Raw genomic sequence first — 18,442 nt, forward strand, 5'->3', positions numbered from 1 at the left:
CCCGCCCCGTCCGGGTCACCGGGTGGCGAGGCCAACGCCAGCGGGGCCGGGCGCCCAGCGGTCCCGGTCCGTCACAGATGCTGTCACGCCGCCGTCCGACGGCCTCATGCCCGGGTCTGGCTAACGTGCGCGGTTCGCGCGATGGTCGCCGGACTGCCGGAACGCCGGTGCCTCGGGGCGGTGGCGGGCGTCGGCCCGGCGGGCCAGCGGTGGCGCCGGAACGTCCGCGGATCCGTCCGCCCGAGCACCGTCCCCCCGGGCGCCGCGGCGGGGCACCAGCGCCGCCATGAGGGCGAGCACGCCGGCCGCGAGCGACACGTAGAGCCCGGCTTCCGGGTCCACGACGATCTGGTCGGCGGAGATCCCGCGGAAGGTCGCCAGCGTGGGCGGGCCGATCAGCAGGTCGCTGCCGGCTATGACGACGAGCAGGGCAGCGAGCAGCGGGCCGAGAGCCCCGTCGCCTGACAACCGTCGCCGGGCGAGCCCCGCCCCGCCGAGCACGGTCAGCGCGAGCCCCAGCACCACCGTGAACCGCCCGTCCCCCACGGTCAGCCCGGTGAACGTGCGCTCCTCGTCGCTGGTCGCGAGCGTGCTCCAGGGCGCGAGCGCCGCGCCCGCCGCCGCCAGCCCGGCGACGACCAGCAGCAGGGAGGCAGTCCGCCCGCGAGGCGGCCGGGATGGCGACGTGCTGGTCGGATCCGACGCCCAACCGCGCTCCAGACCCCCGGCGGCATGACCCGCGCCCAGCGCGCCCCAGTCGCCGTCGCCCTCGGCCGCGACTCGGTCGTCGGTTCCGTCCTCGTATCCGTCTTCGTCGAAACCGCGGGAACCCTCGGCCGGGACCTCGTCCGCGTCGTCGCCTGACGCGGTTGCGCGCCCGGCCGGCGCCACCTCCCGCCGGGACTCGGGGCGGCACTCCGGGGTTCCCCCCGACGAACCTCCCCGATCGGAGTGGCCGGGATGGGGCGCCTGCCTGGAGGCCGGCGGGGACGCCTGGAATGCCGGTCCCGCCTCAGCGGTCCTGGTGTCCGCCGGCCGCCCCCCGGCTCGGGACCCGGCGCGCGGCAGGGCCGCGGTGCTCTCCGGGTTCGGACCCTCGGTGTCTGCCTGGTGCTGGCTCCCGGAGCGGCGGGCGTCGGGCGGCCGGGCCTCGCCGCCCCGCCCGGCCGGCTCCGGCCGGGCGGGCTCGGACGGCGCGGCCTGCGCCCGTCTCGGTACCGTCCTGGGCGCCTCGGGCTCGGTCCTCGGAGTCTGGGCCCGTGCCACCTCGGTGGCGCCGGACCGCCGCGCTGGCCGGGGTGAGGCTCGCCGCAGCGACACCCATACCGTCGACGCCTCGGCCGGCGGCGTCCTCGGCCCGGCGGCGGCCCTGGGCTTGGCGGCCGCCTCCCGACCGTCGGCGCGAGCCGGCGGCGGTGCCGAGGAGTCGCGTGACGCGGGCGGGGGTTTCGCCGTCGTGGCCGGCGGCGCCGCCGCGGGCGCGGTTCCCGACACGGCCCGTGCGGCCGGCGTGGCCGGCGTGGCCGGCCGCCCATGCCCGCCGGCAGCCGCGTCGTCGTCCTTGCCGGTTCGCCCGAACCAGCTCCGGTTGGCATCGGCCGGAGACGTCGCCGGCCCGGCGCTCGCGGGCCCACGACCCGCCGGCGGCGCTGGGGCACTCGGCGTGTTCGGCGCCCCGGCTGACCCCGGCCCCGGCTTCGAGGAGGCCGACGAGCGCGCGGACGGCTCCTGCCTGGCCACCGGCGGCCGCCGCGCGGCCGCGGAACCGCCCGTCGCGGAACCGGCCGTCGCCGACCCGGCCGCGGCGGTACCGCCGATGCCGGCACCCCCGCCCGGCGCTCTCGGCGGTGCCGCCGACCCCGATGGCGCCGACGACGGTCCCTGGCGGGCCGAGGAGCCGGACGGAGCCGCGCTGGGCGTCGACGCCCCGGGGCGGGCGGGCGCCCCGGAGGACGAGGAGGCCGGGCGCGTGGCCGGCACCGGCGCCTGCGCGGAGCGCCCGGCCGCGGCGTTGTTGGCTGGCGGCCGGCCGGTGGCCGGCGGGGACGAGGCCGCCGGGGACGGGGAGGACCCTGAGGACCCTGCCTGCGGCGGCCGAGAGGCGGAGGCCGGCTGGCTGGCGGAGGGCGCTCCTCCTGGCCCCGGCGCGGACGGCCCGGCCGCTCCCGACCGGGTCGGCGACGCCGAGGTCGGCGACGCCGACGGTGCCGGCCCGCCCGCGCGGGTGAGCGACGTGGGGCCTCGCCCGGGTGCGGGCGGCGCGGCCGGGGACCGCTGCTGGCCCGGAGCCGCGGACTGGGAGCGCCCGGCGCCCCCGGCACCGGCCGCCGGCGAGGAACCAGTGGACGAGGCACCGGTGGACGGCTTGGGCGCGTTCCCGGAGGACGGGCCGGCGGGCGGGAAACCCGCCGGGCGGGAGGACCCGGGCGCGGCGCCCGGCCGGGACGCGCCGGGTGACGCGGCCGGCCGGCTCCCGGCGGCACCGGCCGAGGCCCGAGGAGCTCCTCCGGACTCGGGCCGGCCGGGCTTGCCCGGCGTGCCCGCCGCGCCGGGCGTACTCGCTACGCCGGGTGTGCCGGATTTGGCGGGCGTGCCGGGGGCACCGCTCTGGCCGGGCACCGCGCCGGGCCGGTTACCCGGCGGCGCGGCGGATCCGGAGCCTGGCGGCCCGGCTCCGTCCGGCCCCTCCTCGTTGCCCTTCTCGACCATCCACCCGCTCCCGCCGCCTGGTTCCACGCCGTCCGCGGTCCGGAGCCCTCGCTCGACCGCCGCGACCGCGTCGACCTCACAGCTCGCGCCCGCGGTGGCCCACCCCAGGGCCACGAAAACGCTGACAGGCGGGGACCTTACCGAGCGATCGCCGCGACGCCTATGTGTGCCGTCGCCGCGGCCCCGCGACCAGCCCTTCCTCCACGGCCGCGGTTCGGGAGACCTGGAAAGTCCGGGTGGCTCAGATCGCCTCGCCGATCCGGTGGACGCGCATCGTGTTGGTCATGCCGGCGACGCCCGGCGGAGTGCCCGCGACGACGACGACAAGCTCCCCCGGGCTGCACCGGCCGATCTTGAGCAGCGCCTCGTCGACCTGGCGGACCATCTCGTCCGTGCTGTTGGCGAACGGGACGACGAACGTCTCCACTCCCCACAGCAGCGCCATCTGGCTACGCACCGCCGGGATCGGCGTGAAGCCGAGCACCGGGACGTGCGACCGGTAGCGGGCGAGGCGACGGGCGGTGTCCCCGGACAGCGTGTGCGCGACCAGGTAACGCGCCCCGACCGCGGCCCCGACCTCGGCTGCCGCCTGGGCGATCGAGCCGCCGATGGTGCGCGGCGCGGTCCGCAGCGCCGGGATCCGGGACAGGTCGCTCTCGGCGGTCTCGATGATGCGGGCCATCGTCGCGACCGACTCGATCGGGTATGTGCCCACGCTGGTCTCGGCCGACAGCATGATCGCGTCGGCGCCGTCCAGCACGGCGTTCGCGCAGTCGCTGGCCTCGGCCCTGGTCGGCCTGGGCGCGCTGATCATCGACTCGAGCACCTGGGTCGCCACGATCACCGGCTTGGCCCGCTCGCGGGCGGCGCTGACCACCCGCTTCTGGACCAGCGGCACGTCCTCGAGCGGAAGCTCGACGCCCAGGTCGCCGCGGGCGACCATCAGGGCGTCGAACGCCTCGACGATGCCGTCCAGCTCGGCGACGGCCTGCGGCTTCTCGATCTTGGCGATGACCGGGACCCGAATCCCGACCTCGTCCATGATCGCGCGGACCTTGCTGGCGTCCGCCGCCGAGCGGACGAACGACAGCGCGATCATGTCGGCGCCCAGCTCGAGGGCGAAGCGCAGGTCCTCCTCGTCCTTCTCGGTCAGCGCGGGGACGGTGAGCGCCGCGCTCGGGATGTTCATCCCCTTGTTGTTGCTGACCGGACCGCCGATGACGACGGTGGTGTGGACGTCGGTGTCGGTGACGCCGTCGATCGCCAGTGCCAGTCGGCCGTCGTCGACCAGGATGCGGTCGCCCGCCTTGACGTCGCCGGGCAGGCCCGAGTACGTCGTGCCGACCTGGTGCTGGTCACCCTCGACGTCGCGGACGGTGATCGTGAACTGCTCGCCGGGGACCAGGGTGACGCCGCCGGCGGCGAACTTCCCCAGCCGGATCTTCGGGCCCTGCAGGTCGGCGAGGATGCCGACGGCGCGCCCGGCCGCGTCGCTGGCCTCACGGACCCGCGCGTAGACAGCCGCGTGTTGCGCGTGGCTGCCGTGGGAGAAGTTAAGCCTCGCGATGTCCATTCCGGCATCGACGAGGGCGCGCACCCGCTCTGGGGAGTTGGTGGCCGGTCCCAACGTACAGACAATCTTGGCTCTTCGTGGCACGAGTTCCAGCCTAGAAATGATCGTCATTGATGTGGACGCCGGCCCACCATGTTGTGCCGGCGCGTCGTGCTTCACCCGCCACCTTCGGCGGACAGTCCCGCAGTAACCGTACATGCCGTAACCAGTGCAGCGTGGCGCGCGACGGCGTACCGTCAAGTCACCGGCATCCGCCGGCGCTTCACTGTGCATCTCGGCGCCCACGGCCGTTCAAGGTAACGCATCGTCGCGCGACCTCCRGCCGGGGTACACCCGCACCGCCGCCGGTTCGGCGACAGCGTCCGCGTGCCCGCGCCTGGATGTCCCGTAGCCATCAGAGGCATGGCCATGGGAAAGAGGGCAAAGAGGTAGTGACGCTGGTGTGGCCGCTGGCACGGCGGGCCCGACGATCGCCGGCCCGCCCGGGATGACCTCCGGACGCCCCGAAATGCCGGGGAGGCCGACGACCCTCCTGATGTGCTCACGGACGTGTGCGGAGGTAGCGATGATACAGCGGCTCAAGGACTTCCGGAGCGTGGGCATGAGTGTCAATCCGGCCATTCACCGCAGGCCGTCGGGCGATGTGGACATCGCCCTTCCGGTCGACGAGCCGGAGCCGTCCCGCGACGCGCCGGCTCGCGGTTCCAACAACACCTCGGGTGACGGTGGATTTACCGTGTCACCAACGACAGGGGAATAACGAGACGCCCCCGTCCTGAAATGTCGCCGCGGTCGGGTATGGCCGTATACGGCGGGTATCTCGGTGTAAGGCCCTGAGACCCCAACCGGGTAGCCGCCGCGCGGAACATATCAACGGCCAGCACCCCGTCCGCGGGCACCCCGAGGTCCGCCTCAGGCCGGTGTGAGCCGCCCGACCGGGGGGCCGCCCAGGTCGCCGGCCTGGGAGCGGCCCGAGGTTCCCTCCGCGCGACCCGGGTCCGGAATGTCGGTGGCGAACTGGGTGCGGTAGAGCTCGGCGTACAGGCCGTCGCGTGCCAGCAGGTCGGCATGCCGGCCCTCCTCCGCCACCCGGCCCTCGGAGATCACCAGGATGCGGTCGGCGTCCCGGATCGTCGACAGCCGGTGCGCGATCACCAGCGCCGTCCGCCCGGTCAACGCCGCCCCCAGCGCCCGCTGCACCGCCGCCTCGGACTCGCTGTCCAGGTGCGCGGTGGCCTCGTCCAGCACGACGACGCTCGGCTCCTTCACCAACAGCCGGGCGATCGCCAGCCGCTGCTTCTCGCCGCCGGAGAGCCGGTAGCCGCGGTCCCCCACGACGGTGTCCAGCCCGTCGGGCAGCGACCGCACCAGGGTGCCGATCTGCGCCGCGTCCAGCGCCGCCCACATCTGGTCGTCGGTGACCTCGGGGCGCGCGTAGGCCAGGTTGGCCCGGATCGAGTCGTGGAACATGTGGGCGTCCTGGGTGACGACGCCGACGGCGGCGCGCAGCGAGGCGAGCGTGACGTCCCGGACGTCGACGCCGCCGACCCGGACGCTGCCCTCGACCGCGTCGTAGATCCTCGGCACCAGCTGGCTGATCGTCGTCTTGCCGGCGCCCGACGGGCCCACCAGCGCGACCAGCTCTCCCGGCTCGGCCCGGAACGTCACGCCGTGCAGCACCTGGGCCGGGACGCGCGGGTCGAGCACGGCGACCGACTCCAGCGAGGCCAGGGACACCTCGCTCGCCGCCGGGTAGCGGAACGACACGTCATCGAACTCGACGCTGGCGCCGCCGGCGCGCGCCGCCAACGGCACCGCTCCCGGCCTGTCGGCGATGGCCGGTTCGAGGTCGAGAACCTCGAAGACCCGCTCGAAGGACACCAGGGCGGTCATCACGTCGACCTGCACGTTCGACAGCTGGGTGATCGGCATGTACAGCCGGCCGAGGTAGGCGGTCAGCGCGACGATCGTGCCGACCGCGATGTGGCCCTGCGCGGCGTAGCGCCCGCCGAGGCCGTAGACGACGGCCGTCGCGAGCGAGGCGACCAACGTCAGCGACGCGAAGAAGACGCGCCCGTACATCGCCTGGGTGACGCCGATGTCGCGGACCCGCCCGGCCTGGCGGCGAAACACGCCGACCTCGCGCGCCGGGTCGCCGTAGAGCTTGGCCAGCAGCGCGCCGGCGACGTTGAACCGCTCCGTCATCGTCGTGTTCATCTCGGCGTTCAGGCCGTAGCTCTCCCGGGTGAGCGCCGCCAGCCGGGGCGCGAGCGCCCGCGCCGGGAGGACGAACACCGGCAACAGGACCAGCGCGATCAGCGTGACCTGCCAGGACAGCGTGAACATCGCGGCCAGCGTGAAGCTGACGGTCAGCATGTTGGAGAACACCGCGGACAGGGTGTTGGTGAACGCCGACTGGGCGCCGAGCACGTCGTTGTTGAGCCGGGTGATCAGCGCGCCGGTCTGGGTACGGCTGAAGAACGCCAACGGCTGGCGCTGCACGTGGTCGAACACCTGGGCGCGCATGTCGAAGATCAGGCCCTCGCCGACGCGCACCGACAGCCAGCGCTGCAGCAGCGACAGCCCCGCGTCGACGAGGGCGAGCGCGGCCACGACGCCGGCGAGCGCCTCGACGAGGCCGACCCGGCCCGGGGTGATCCCGTCATCGATGATCGCCTTGAAGATCAGCGGGAGGGCGGTGCCCAGGCCCGCGTCGAGGACCACGACCACCAGGAACCCGATCAGCAGCCGCCGGTAGGGCCGGGCGAAGGCGGCGATCCGCCGCGTCGTCCCCGGCCTCAGCTTCTGCCGGGTGATCGACCTGTCCTGCTGAAAGCCGCGCATGGTCGTCCACGCGCCCATCTGTCCCCCTGCCGGTCCCGCCATCTGCCGTCTCGTCACCTCTCCGGCCATGTTCTGGCCATACCGCCCGACCCGTCGCCGAGCTGGCTGGTTTCACCGCGCGACCGCGCGAACCGGCACCGTTACCCAGATGCAAGAACCGGCACTACAGCCGCCATTCCCACCGTGCCCTGGCGAGGGCGCGGCCCCCCTGCGGGTGATGTTCCGGCTCCGAGTGATGACGCTAAGACCTCAACCGAGGTTGAGGTCAAGGGGCGGCCCGCCACGGGCCCGCGTTCGGGCCGCCGTCCCAGCGCCCGTTGGCACGCGGACCGACAGGGACAGGCGGAGACCGCCAGACCAGCCGGGGAACCGCGTGATGCCGAGCCGGTGGACGGGGCCGATGGTCAGCCGGCGGGATCGCCCGCGAGGCAGCGGGCGAGGGCGGCGCGCTCAGCGGCCAGCGTGTCATCGCGACCACGGCCGCGGCCGGTGGCCGCGGCGCGCAGCAGCGCCTTCGCCTCGGCGGCGGCCTCACGCGGGGCCGCGAGGAGAGCCGCGACGAGGTCGTCGGCGGCGGCGTCGAGCCCGGCCCTGGGCACGACCCGCTGCGCGAGACCAACGTCCCGCGCCTCGAGCGCGGTGAGCCGGCGCCCGGTCAGGCACAGGTCGAGCGCGGTCGGGTAGCCGACGAGTGTGACGAGCGTGGCGATGACGCCGAGGCCGGGCACCAGCCCCAGCGAGGCCTCGGGCAGCGAGAGGACCGCGTCCTCGGACAGGACGCGCAGGTCGCAGGAGAGGGCCAGCTGCAGGCCGGCGCCGCTCACCGGGCCATCGGCCACCGCGACGCTGACCAGGTCGGCCCTGGCGGACAGCCAGGTGAACCCGGCCTGCCACTCGGCGACGCGACGCTCCATGGCGTCCGGCGTCAGGTCCGCGTCCTTCAGGGTGGCGCGGTCGGGGATGTGCAGCGCGGACCAGATGTCGCCGCGCAGGACGACCACCCGGATGTCGCCGGGCAGGGTCCGGCCCACGGCCGCGAGCGCCGCCGCCACCGAGGGCAGCTGGACCGCCGCGTCCGGGTCGTCCGTGATCGGACTGTCCGCGATCAGGTCGGGCGTGATCAGGTCGGGCGTCACCGGCAGGCCGGCGGCCGCCCGGTCACCGGCCGGTCGCCTCCCGGCCGGTGAGCTGAACGTGACCGTCGCGCACGAACCCGCGACGGCCAGTCCAAGACCGGCCGCCGCCATCGTGGCGGCGGCCGGCATGGGAACGATCAGGCGCTCTTCTTCTTGCTGCCCCGGGTCGCCCCACCACGGCCCCGCAGGGTCGTTCCGGATTCGGACAGGATCCGGTGCACGAAGCCGTACGACCGGCCCGACGACTCGKCGAGGAGTCGGATGCTCTGCCCGGACTCGTACTTCTTGCGAAGTTCGGCGGCCAGCTTGTCACGCTCGGCGCCGGTGATCCGGGTCCCTTTCCTAAGCTCGGCCAATGTGGCCCCCTCCGTGTAGATGATCTGCGAACCGATCTTCACTCAGCTTCGGGAAACGCGCCACTCGAAGCACATGTGATCCATCACACGCGATCAGTGGCCCCCTGCCGCGCCCGCGGAACCCGACGTTGCTCCTGCTCCGCCCGCACGCGGGCGCAAGTCCCGACGCCCGAACGGTTCCGGCGACGGGCCGGTGACCTGCGCGCCGGGATCGGATCAACGTCACGGCGTCAGTCTCCCCAATCACCGCCGCCGTTCCTAACAGGGAACGCGGCGCGTCGCGGGTGACACGAGCCCACACGAGCCCACACGGGCCATCACAGGCCCCCACACGCCGCCTGGCGCCGCCAGCCGCCACCGCCGGCACACCGCCCGCGGGGCGCGAGGCTGGCGGGCGCCTCCCCCGCGCTGTCCAGCGAACACGCCCGGTGCCACGGACGATCGCCGGGAACGGGTGATGCCGGGGAGCCGGCCGGGCGGATCGCGCCCGCGATGGTTACCGTCATGGTGTGATCGCGGTGCCGGACCTCAGGGCATGAACGCCGCCGATACCGCGTCCAGGCCCGAGTCGGGCGCCGACCCACCACACGCCCCCGACACCGACACCTCGGTCGCCGACACCTCCGCCGGCGAGGCCGGCGACGCGGACGCGGGCTCACCCTCGTCGGCGGCCGCCCGGGCCGGTCCGGCCGAGGAGCCCCCCCGCCGGACCGGGGCCAACCCGCGCGCCTGGCTGGGCGGTCAGGCCGGAGAGACCGCGTGGTGGGTCCTGGTCACGGCGGTGCTGGCCGGCGTGACCGCTCTGCTGGCCGCGTCCGGCGTGACGTACTCGGCCAGCGGGCTGGCCGCGGGCAGGGGGATCGCCTGGGGCACGCTGCCGCTCGCCTGGCCGCCGCGGCTGGAGGGCTCGACGCTGCTCCCGCCCATGGCGGCCGCCGTGGCGCTCGGCGCGGTGGCGCTGGTCGCCCGGCGCCGCGGAGGCCGGCCCGCGCCCCCGTTCGGCCCGTTGCTCGGCCTGTCGTATGTGGCGAGCGCCGGCTGGTGGCTCGCGCTGGGAATGGCCTCCCGGCGGGGGCTGGGAGCTCCGGCGGGCCTCCTGGCCGTGGCCGACCAGCACCCATCCGACCTGCTGGACGCGGCGAGTGGCCGGCCGCCGGGGCCGGAACTGCTGGTCTGGGGGCTCGGCCAGCTGGGGATTCGCGGCGCGACGGCGGTCGGGGTGGCGTTCACCCTGATCGGGGCACTGGTCGTGCCGCTGGTGGGGCTGGCCGTGCGCTCGCTGTGCCACACGCCGGCGGCCCGCCGGCTGCTGCCGGTGCTCGTGTTCGCGCCCTGGGCGCCGTTCGCCGTCGCCGGGCCGGATGCCGTCACCGCGGCGGTGGCGGCGGCGGCGGTCGCCGCCGGCGTCGTCGGCTCCGAGCCGGGGCGGCGCGCCTGGTGGGCGCTCGGCGCCGGGCTGCTGCTCGGCGTGTCCGGGCTCTTCGCCTATCCGGCGATCTGGCTGGGGGTGGCGGTGGCCGCGGCCTACTTCGTGCGCCGCCGCCCCATGCTCAACGTGATCACCGGCGCCGGGGCGCTCGCCCCGTTGTTCGCCCTGCGGCTGGCCGGGTACTCCTGGCCGGAGGGCCTGGCGCGGGCCGGCGCCGACCTGTTCGACCACGCCGCGCCGACCTGGCTGGTGCCCGACCTGCTGGCTGTATCCGTGTGCTGTGGCCCGGCGCTGGTGCGGGCCGCGCGGCGGATCTCGATGACGCCGGGCTGGCCGTTCCTCGTCGGCTCCGCCGCGGCGGCGCTGTTCGCCCTGCTGATGGGCCTGGCGGCCGGCGGTGTGCAGGCGAGCTGGCTGCCGCTGTTCCCCTGGCTGGTGGTGCCCGCACTCGCCCCCCGCCCACGCCCTGCGCTCCCCGGGGACACCAGCAGCGCCGGCAGGCTCCCCTACGGCCTGGTCGGCGCGGGCGCCCTAGTAGCCACCGCGCTGGCCGCGCTGCTCATGCCCGGGTAGTCCATTGTCTGGTCCCTCGCCGGCGAGGGATGAGCGGATACGCGGCCACGGCCAGGGCGTGCGGCAGGACGCTCCCGGCCAGCAGGGAGTGTTACGCCGCCCACCGCGGCCACCGCCGCTTCCTCGGTGATTCTCACAAATGCGGAGAACCATACGGTGGCCGCCCACACCCCACGCCACGCCGCTCCGCTCCTCAAGACAGCGGCCACACGACGACCGCTGCGCCTGGAATACTAGATCCTGAATATTCTCTGCAGCACCAGAGCCAGCCCGAAGCCATAGGCTGGAAACAGGATGAGCAGCAGCCAGGGAGTTATGTTGACGACGAGGACAACCGCGAGAGCCGAGAGCACGATATAGATCATGAATGCCGGAGATCGCAGGAGACGGACGAGAACGCGGGCCGGTGTCATCTCCGCTACAGCCTCGAGTATCTCTTGCGCGTAAACATACGCCTCGCCACCTGCCAGGCAGAGCCCCTGAACTTGAGACCAGCGCTGGCTCTGAAAGCCACCTTGCCGACGTAGAACGGCCCGACGTTGCTTACCGCCCCGACGGCCCCGGCCGAGATATATCCACCTCGCGTATGGCGGCCTCCGCCCACCCCGTATGCGCCGACTCCCGCGGCCGCGCCAATCGCCCCGGCGACCAGATATCCGGCCGCGCCGGCGCAGAGCCCACCGCTGCCCGCGATGCATACCGCGCCCACCACGGCCGCCGCGGCGTAGATGCCGAACTGAGCCGCCCCCTCCAGTGCCTGGTCACCGCGCGCACCTGCCTCGACCCCCGGCAGCTTCCGTTACGGTTCTTTCCAAAAGCGCACCAGCGTCCGTCGAGCTCGACCCGGTTGTCGTTTCTCAGGAACTTCTCCGACCTATTCGAAAGCCCTTTCTTGCAGTGCTTATCACGCGGTTCCAAACTTCGTCCCCGTCCGTCGACTCGGTACGCAGCCAGCCTACCGACTGATCATCTTTCAACATACGCCGCACATATCTGGCGTCAAAGAAGGGATTATACGGAATGGAGTCCTCTCGCTTCGTCCCTACCAGCAGCGGCACGCCGCGGCCCCTTCTGTGCCCAATATCGAACACCACCCGAATATGCCAGCTCCAGGTCACCCATCCAAATGCGAGCAGCGCCACACCAGCAGCGGTTCYGAGCGGTGCCACCGGATTGTGCGACGCGAAACACGCACAGGTCACGGCGACCAGCCCCACTAGGACAATGATCAAACGTCGCCGGAGTCGCAGGAGCGAAGGGAGGAATGYCGAGGCCACCACCACCGACCCGAGCGCGGAAAGAATCTCCATCACGACCTACCACCAAGAGGCGTGCGATTTGTATCCGCCGCCGACGTAATACGAGGTGACGTCCGCCGCGGCCGTGGTATGCGCATACGACCAGGCTCCCGCGATCCTCCTGTCCGCGCGCGATATGCCACGCAGATTGGGCTTCCTGGTCGCGTCATACTTCTCGATGTATTTACCAATCCGTTTTCCGACGAATTTTCCGCCGGCGTAGGAGACGGCCATGCCAGCCGCCGTGCCAACGGCCGCCCGCCACTGGCCATTGACGGCATAGCCGAGAGTCTGCGCACCTCCACACACCATTCCCAAATAGCCGGGCGCAAAGTTCGTGCACCGCGATATCCATTTGTTGTTCGCAACCCACCTGCCTGCCGACTGAACCCTCCTGGCGGCCTTCTTGCACCAATGACACGAGAACTGGCCATTAAGGTCGAAGGCATTGTAGGGGTCCTGGTCCGCGTAGTCGTAGGGGTTGGCGGAGCCGCCGGGGACGGGGTCGGTCTGCAGGAACCGGCCGAGGTTGGGGTCGTAGAGGCGGACACCCATGAGAGTAAGGCCGCTGGCAGTGTTGCGGGAGCGTTGTTTGGCGCCGAGCCAGCCGTAGGTGGGATAGGCGGCGGAGCTGAAGTAGGGGAGGCCGAACTCGGTGTTGTCGGCGTAGCTGGCCGGTGAGGTGGCGCTGGTGGTGTCGGCGACGGTGGCGACGATGTCGCCGTGCAGGTTGGCGAGCTGGAGGGTGACGTTCCCGGCGTTGTCCTGGATGGCGGCGAGGCCGCCGTCGATGCCGACGATGTTGCGGGTCCAGGTGGTGCCACTGCCGATCCAGGCGGGGCTGTCGTCGGAGGCCGACGTGTAGTGGTTGGTGGAGGTCGTCCCGCCGTCCGTCCACGACCGGAGCCGCATCGCCGGGTCGAGGGCGTAGCCGCGGGTAGCGGAGCCAACGGTTTCGGAGGCGACCATGTCGTTGACGTAGTAGCCGATGGTGGCCGAGGTGCCGGCGGGTGGGTAGGGGTCGGTGGTGGTGCGGCCGAACAGGTCGTAGGCGTAGCCGGTATTGGTGAGCCGGTCGGYCTGGTCATAGCCGAAGCCGAAGCCGCTGGGTGTGGTGGTGGTCGAGCAGTTTCCGGTGGGGCTGCCGCCGGCGTCGGGGTAGCTGGACAGCAACGTGCGGTTGGACTCGGCGTCATAGGCGTAGGTCCGGGTGGTGCAAAGCGCCGCTCCGCCGAAGCTGACCGTGTCGGCGACGGACGTGAGCCGGCTGGCGTTGTCGTAGCCGAGAGTCCTGCCGCCCTGCGCGGTGGTGTCGAGGCGGACCTGGCCGTAGATCGAGTTGGCCTGGGCGAAGGTCAGCCAGGGAGTGCCGCCCTTGGCGTAGGTCAGGGTGGTGGCGTCGCCGGTGTTGTCGTAGCGAGTGGTCGCGACCAGCCCGTTGGGGTAGGTCTGGGAGATGGGTTTCCCGTCGCCGTTGTAGGTGGCGGCGAAGGTGGAGGGAGCGGCGCCGGCGCCGACGGCGAGGCTGGTGAGCAGGCCGCGGTGTTCACCGACGATTCCGTCGTAGGTGTAGGTGTAGGTGCCCTTGCCGTCACCGACCGTCGAGGTGTGCCCGTCGAGGTCGTAGCCAGTCGAGCCGGTATTGCCGTCGGCGTCGGTCTGGGACGTGACTCGGCCCCAGGAGTCGTAGCCGGTCGTCAGCGTGACGCCGTTCGCGGTGGTGGTCGTAGCCAGGCCGGTGGCGCTGTCGTAGCCATAGGTGGCGGCCGGCAGGGCCGTTCCGCCGTTCGCGGCGGGGCTGGCCGCGACGGCCTCCGAGGTCCTGCGGTTGGCGGCGTCGTAGGTGTAGGTCGTGGTCCGGGTGGTTGAGCTGACGGTGTCGGTGGACGTGAGGACCTGGGCGAGATCGTTGTAGGTGTAGCTGGTGACCGGTAGCGGGTTGCCGGTGGAGGGCTGGGCGGCCGGGCCCGTGGTGCAGGCGAGGCCGGACCAGGCGGCGTTGACGCAGCCACCGGTTCCGGTGGCGGTGTAGTAGGTCGTGAGGGTGGTGTAGGCGTCGGTACCGGCGCTGTTGGCCTTGGGCTGGCGACTTTCGACCACGTTGCCGGCGGCGTTGTAGTAGGTGGTGCGGACGAGGTCTGGAGTGCTGCCGCCGCCCATCCAGGTGGTCACGACCGTGGGTTTGCGCAGGTTCCACCCGGAAGTGGCGGGGTCGGCGCCGGTCTTGGCCTCGTAGCCGTTGATCGTCTTGCGGGGTTCGATGTCGGAGCCGTTGGGCAGCCGGATCGTGGTGGTGACCGCGGTGGCGAGCCGGTACGGGTCGGGCGCTGAGGGTGCGCCCTGGTCGTAGTCGGTGTGGACGTGCTCGCGGGCCGCGTAGCGGGCCCCGGCGCTGTCGACGATCTGATGGGTCGGGCCGTAGGTGTCCACCACGGACACCCCGTCGGCGGTGTAGACGGTCTGCTCGTCGAGGAGCTGGGATCGGGCCGCCGGCGACGTCAGCGCGGCCACGGTCTGGTCGGTGTCGGCGGTCGGGCTGAGGGCCTGGTTTCGGTTCTCCGCGGACAGGGTGCGAACCACGTTGCCCTTGGCGTCATGCTCAGCGGTCGTGATCTGCCAGGCGCCGTTGCCATAGCTCRCCGCGTTCACCGCCCGGCCGCCGGTGTCGAGATACGTCAGGTCGGCGTACGGCCAGTCCGCGGCCGCCGGCGGCGAGGACGGGACGTGGCTGGCGGGGAACACCCCCGCGCCGTAGAGCGGCAGGTCGGTCTGCGCCCAGGCGGCGACCTGGCCGGCTGACAGGTCGATCGGGGCGCCGGTGCCGGTGACCGGGATGTCGTAGGCGATCGTCTGGGTCGCGGTCTGCCCGCCCGGCGTGACACGGGAGACGGTGCCGATACGGCCTGTGCCGTCGTAGGCCAGCGTCCAGGTGGCCTGGCCGGGCGGGGTGACGGTGGCGATCCGGCCGGAGCCGTCGTAGCTGTAGACGGTGGCCAGGTTGGTACGGGGGTCCTTCGCCGAGCGAAGCCGGCCGTTCGTGTCGTAGGCGTAGCGGGCGACGGTGATCGGAGCGGCGCTGCCCAGCGCCATCGCGATCGAGGTCAGCCGGCCGGTGTAGTCCCCCCACGTCGCCGGGTCCGTCCCGCTACCGGTGGCGGTCGTCGAGGACGCGTAGGTGAACGTCAACGCTCGGCAGCCGGCCACCATCGTCGTGCACGCGTCCCCGGTCGGCATTGGCGCCAGGATCCGGGTGACCCGCCCGGAGGCRTCGGTGGTGAACGTCGACCTGGTGTTCGACCCCGGCTCGACGACCCTGTCGACCACCCACACGGTGGCGCTGCCGACGGTTTTCGCGGCGTAGAAGGTCTGGGTGCCGTCGTCGTCGGTGACCACGAACTGGGTCACCGAGTTCTTTACCAGCTTCGACCCATCTACCCCGCTGTCCCCGACCCCGGAATAGCTGTAGGGGTAGCTGCCCGAACCGGTGCGGGTGTAGATGTCCTGGACTCCGGCTTCGTCGGTCAGGGTGACATAGCCCTGAGCGTCGGTGAAGTCCGTCAGAGTCTCGTCTGCCCGGCCGGCGTCCGGCCCCGGCATCGACGCGGTCCAGCCCGGGCCGAACACCCCCACCGTCCCGGTACCCACCGCCAGCGTCGTCAACGTCCGCCCTACCGTCAGGCTGCCGGTGTATGTCGGCATGGACACGTCCGTCGCCGACACCGAGTAGTCCCCGGTCAACAACGCCGCCGTCCCCGGTCCTACCTGCTGGGTGGCATCCGCGTCCGCAAAGGCGCGCCGGGCGTACTGCACCGTGTGTATCGACACACACGACGTCGTCCCGCCTGCGTCCCGGAAACACGCCTRCACCTGCGCCGCGCCGTCTCCGGCCGACCAGGCCGCCATCGTCGCCGAGAAGTCCCATGTCAGCTTGTCGAACAGCCCGGAACCGTTACGGGCCATCGGCCAGGTCGGATGGGTCGAGGTGCCCGCGACCACGACGTTGGCCGTCGGGATGTTCGCGAACGAGGTCGCCGGGTTCGTGCCGAGCCGATACTGGAACGTCACACCCACCTGCGACGACGGGGCCTGCCCTTCCAACGTCGTATACCGCTGGATCCGCTCCCCCTCCGCCGGCTGTGCCAACGCTCCCGCGCCGACGCCGAAGGCGTACGACACCACCGCCGACAGGTTGCCCGCCTTGTCTTTCGTCCGCACATAGAACGTGTGCAACCCGGCCGCGGGCGTGAACGGCGCCGTCGCGGTGCCCACCACCTCGGTCGACGGCGACGGCTGATCCAGCCCATACAGGAACGACTGTGTGTCCCCACCCGGGGACGTCCACGAGAACGTCCCCGTCGTCGGACCCCAGCCACCCGACGGCCACGCGACCGACGTCACCGCCGACGGCGTGGCGGGCGCGGTCGTGTCGACCGTGAACGGGATCCACCCCGACCAGTTCTGCGAATAGTCCAGCCCGTCAAACCCACGCGCCCGCCACTGGTACGACCCACCATTCGCCAGCAGCCCCGACGGCACCGTCCATGATCCCGTCGCGTTCGCTGACACGTTCGACACTGACCCCGAGGTGATCATCGTCGAACCCGACGCGTTCCACACCTCGAAGTCCAGCCGCACCGCCGAGCCCTCGGGGTCGTAGGAACCGCCGCGCAGCGTCGGCGTCGGCGTGTTCGTCAACACCGTCGCCGGGCTGCCGCCGCACTGCGCCGAACACGGCGACGTGAACCGACCAGCCACCGTCCCCGGATACGAGTTGAACGTCACCGAGATATGCGGCCCAAGGAAGGTGTCACCCGAATAGAAGTACTTGAACTGGTTCCCGTCCGACTCGTTCGGCGCCCGCAACGTCAACGCCTCCGGCGAGRCGAACCCGTTGTGCGCCCATGCGTCCACCAGTCCGGTGATGTCGATGTTCGTCCCACCCGAGCCGGTGCACGACCCGCCGTTGTTGAAGCTGCCGGAGCCCCAGGTGATCCCGTCCGCGGCCGGCTGCGTGTTCCACGTCGTCCCCGCGCTCATCCCCCCGGCACCCTGCACGACCATCGGCTGGGCTGTGCAGGTCGCCGACCCGGCCTGCCACAGGTTCAGCACCGCCGACGTGACATGTGTCCCCTTGATCTGCGAGTCGTCGAACCGCAGGAACGACCGGTTCACCGCCGCACCCAGATAGTTCCCCACCCGCAGGAACTCGTAGGTGTCGTAGTTCGTCGTCGGGTTCGCGTTGTTCACATCCGTGTCAAGGTTGTCCGCCAGCGTCGCGGCCGGGTCGATCGTCACCGGATACTGCCGCGCGCCGTCCGACAGCCAGCCCTTGTCCGGCCGCAACGTCAGCGTGGGCGCATCCGCCTTCGCCGTGTCCAACGCCGCGTCCACCGGCCGCGTCCGGTCCGGCAGTTTGTTCGCCGGATCCACATGCGCATCCCACATCAACGGCGCCGGCGACCGTGCCGTCACCTTTCCACCCGCCGACAGCCGCAGCTCACCACCCGCCGTACGCGACGCGGTCACCCCACGCAGCCGCATCGGCAACCGCAACGCCACCTGCGCCGCCGCCGGCGTGTAAGCCACGATCCGCACGTCATAGCCGGTCGGGGTCACCTTCACGACCAGATTCGTACCGGCCGCCACGTCCTTGTACGTCGCCGTGTTGTCCTTCAACACCGGCACCGGCAACGCCGACGGCCAGCCGAACGCCACCTGCCGGTCACCGTCGATCAACGTGGCCACATCGCCCGTGGTCTTCCCACCCGCCGACAACACGATCCCCGCCTTGGCCACCTTCGGCACCACCCGATCGCCATCGAGCACGAGCGTCGTGTCGACGTCAACCCAGTCATCGCCCTGGCGGACTCGGCGAATCCCCGAGTAGGCATCGAGCGTCAACGACCCGTCCGGATTCACGAACGTCGACGTCGACTCCGACCGCAGCCCCGTAATCTCGATCCGCCGCTTCTCCGCCCGCGCCGCCAACTGCGCCGACACCAGATCCGGCCGCTCCGCCGGCCCCGAGGCGTCGGCCGGGTCCGCGGCCGGCACGGCGGGCGAGGCGGCCCGCGCTGGCGCCCGCAGCGCTGGCACGGACTCCATCACCGTCATCACCAGCACCGTCACGAGCAGCACGCACAGAAGACGCGGCACACGGAATCGACGCACGAACGYGGCCACCATCACACCGACTCCTCTAGCAGGCGAAAACCACGGAGAAAAGGCAGAGAAAGCCGCGGGCACCGCACCGTGCGCGCGCACGAAAACCAGCAGGTCACCGCCACTGGACGACGGCACACCACACTGGCGCAGACGAGGTTAATCGGGAGCGCCATCGTGGCGCATGGATCAACAGACCGTCAAGCAAAAAGATAGATCCGGCCGAAAGAACATCAGCGCCCGGACAGAACCGTCGGCCACCTCAACGGAAGACCCGCGCGCGTGACGCACCGTTGGCACCGCTGTCAAGTAGTGGCCTTCAATGGCACGCGCAGGGACGCTCACGAATGCCGAGCCCCCGC

Annotated in this window: 7 protein-coding genes; 1 reads left to right on the forward strand and 6 read right to left on the reverse strand. The window is 72.2% G+C overall.

The features are described from left to right. Positions 1-120 precede the first annotated feature (120 nt). The 5 genes from BL253_RS07450 to BL253_RS07470 all read right to left on the reverse strand — a co-directional run bounded on the left by BL253_RS07450 (position 121) and on the right by BL253_RS07470 (position 8,618). Positions 121-891, reverse strand: a complete 771-nt coding sequence (locus tag BL253_RS07450; RefSeq protein WP_076814771.1) for a hypothetical protein — start codon at positions 889-891, stop codon at positions 121-123. 2,059 nt (positions 892-2,950) lie between these two features. Further along, on the reverse strand, positions 2,951-4,366 hold the full coding sequence (pyk, locus tag BL253_RS07455) for a pyruvate kinase (RefSeq protein ID WP_076814772.1): 1,416 nt from the start codon (positions 4,364-4,366) through the stop codon (positions 2,951-2,953). 828 nt (positions 4,367-5,194) lie between these two features. Further along, complete coding sequence (locus BL253_RS07460) at positions 5,195-7,144, reverse strand: ABC transporter ATP-binding protein (protein ID WP_241834601.1); 1,950 nt, start codon at positions 7,142-7,144, stop codon at positions 5,195-5,197. A 386-nt stretch (positions 7,145-7,530) separates the two neighbouring features. Next, a complete protein-coding gene (locus tag BL253_RS07465; protein ID WP_081438079.1) occupies positions 7,531-8,391 on the reverse strand; it encodes an enoyl-CoA hydratase/isomerase family protein in 861 nt (286 codons plus the stop codon). 8 nt (positions 8,392-8,399) lie between these two features. After that, positions 8,400-8,618, reverse strand: coding sequence for a helix-turn-helix domain-containing protein (locus BL253_RS07470; RefSeq protein WP_076814995.1), 219 nt, complete (start codon positions 8,616-8,618; stop codon positions 8,400-8,402). Positions 8,619-9,153: 535 nt separating this feature from the next. Between BL253_RS07470 and BL253_RS07475 the strand changes: the two genes are divergently transcribed. Next, positions 9,154-10,620 carry a hypothetical protein gene (locus BL253_RS07475; RefSeq protein ID WP_076814776.1) on the forward strand — a complete coding sequence of 489 codons (1,467 nt, stop codon included), beginning with the start codon at positions 9,154-9,156 and terminating at the stop codon, positions 10,618-10,620. A gap of 1,316 nt (positions 10,621-11,936) precedes the next feature. Here the strand turns inward: BL253_RS07475 and BL253_RS07480 are convergent. After that, positions 11,937-18,104, reverse strand: coding sequence for a DNRLRE domain-containing protein (locus tag BL253_RS07480; protein ID WP_081438080.1), 6,168 nt, complete (start codon positions 18,102-18,104; stop codon positions 11,937-11,939). Positions 18,105-18,442 lie beyond the last annotated feature (338 nt).

Source organism: Pseudofrankia asymbiotica, assembly GCF_001983105.1.
In the GTDB taxonomy this organism is placed as follows: Bacteria; Actinomycetota; Actinomycetes; order Frankiales; family Frankiaceae; genus Pseudofrankia; species Pseudofrankia asymbiotica.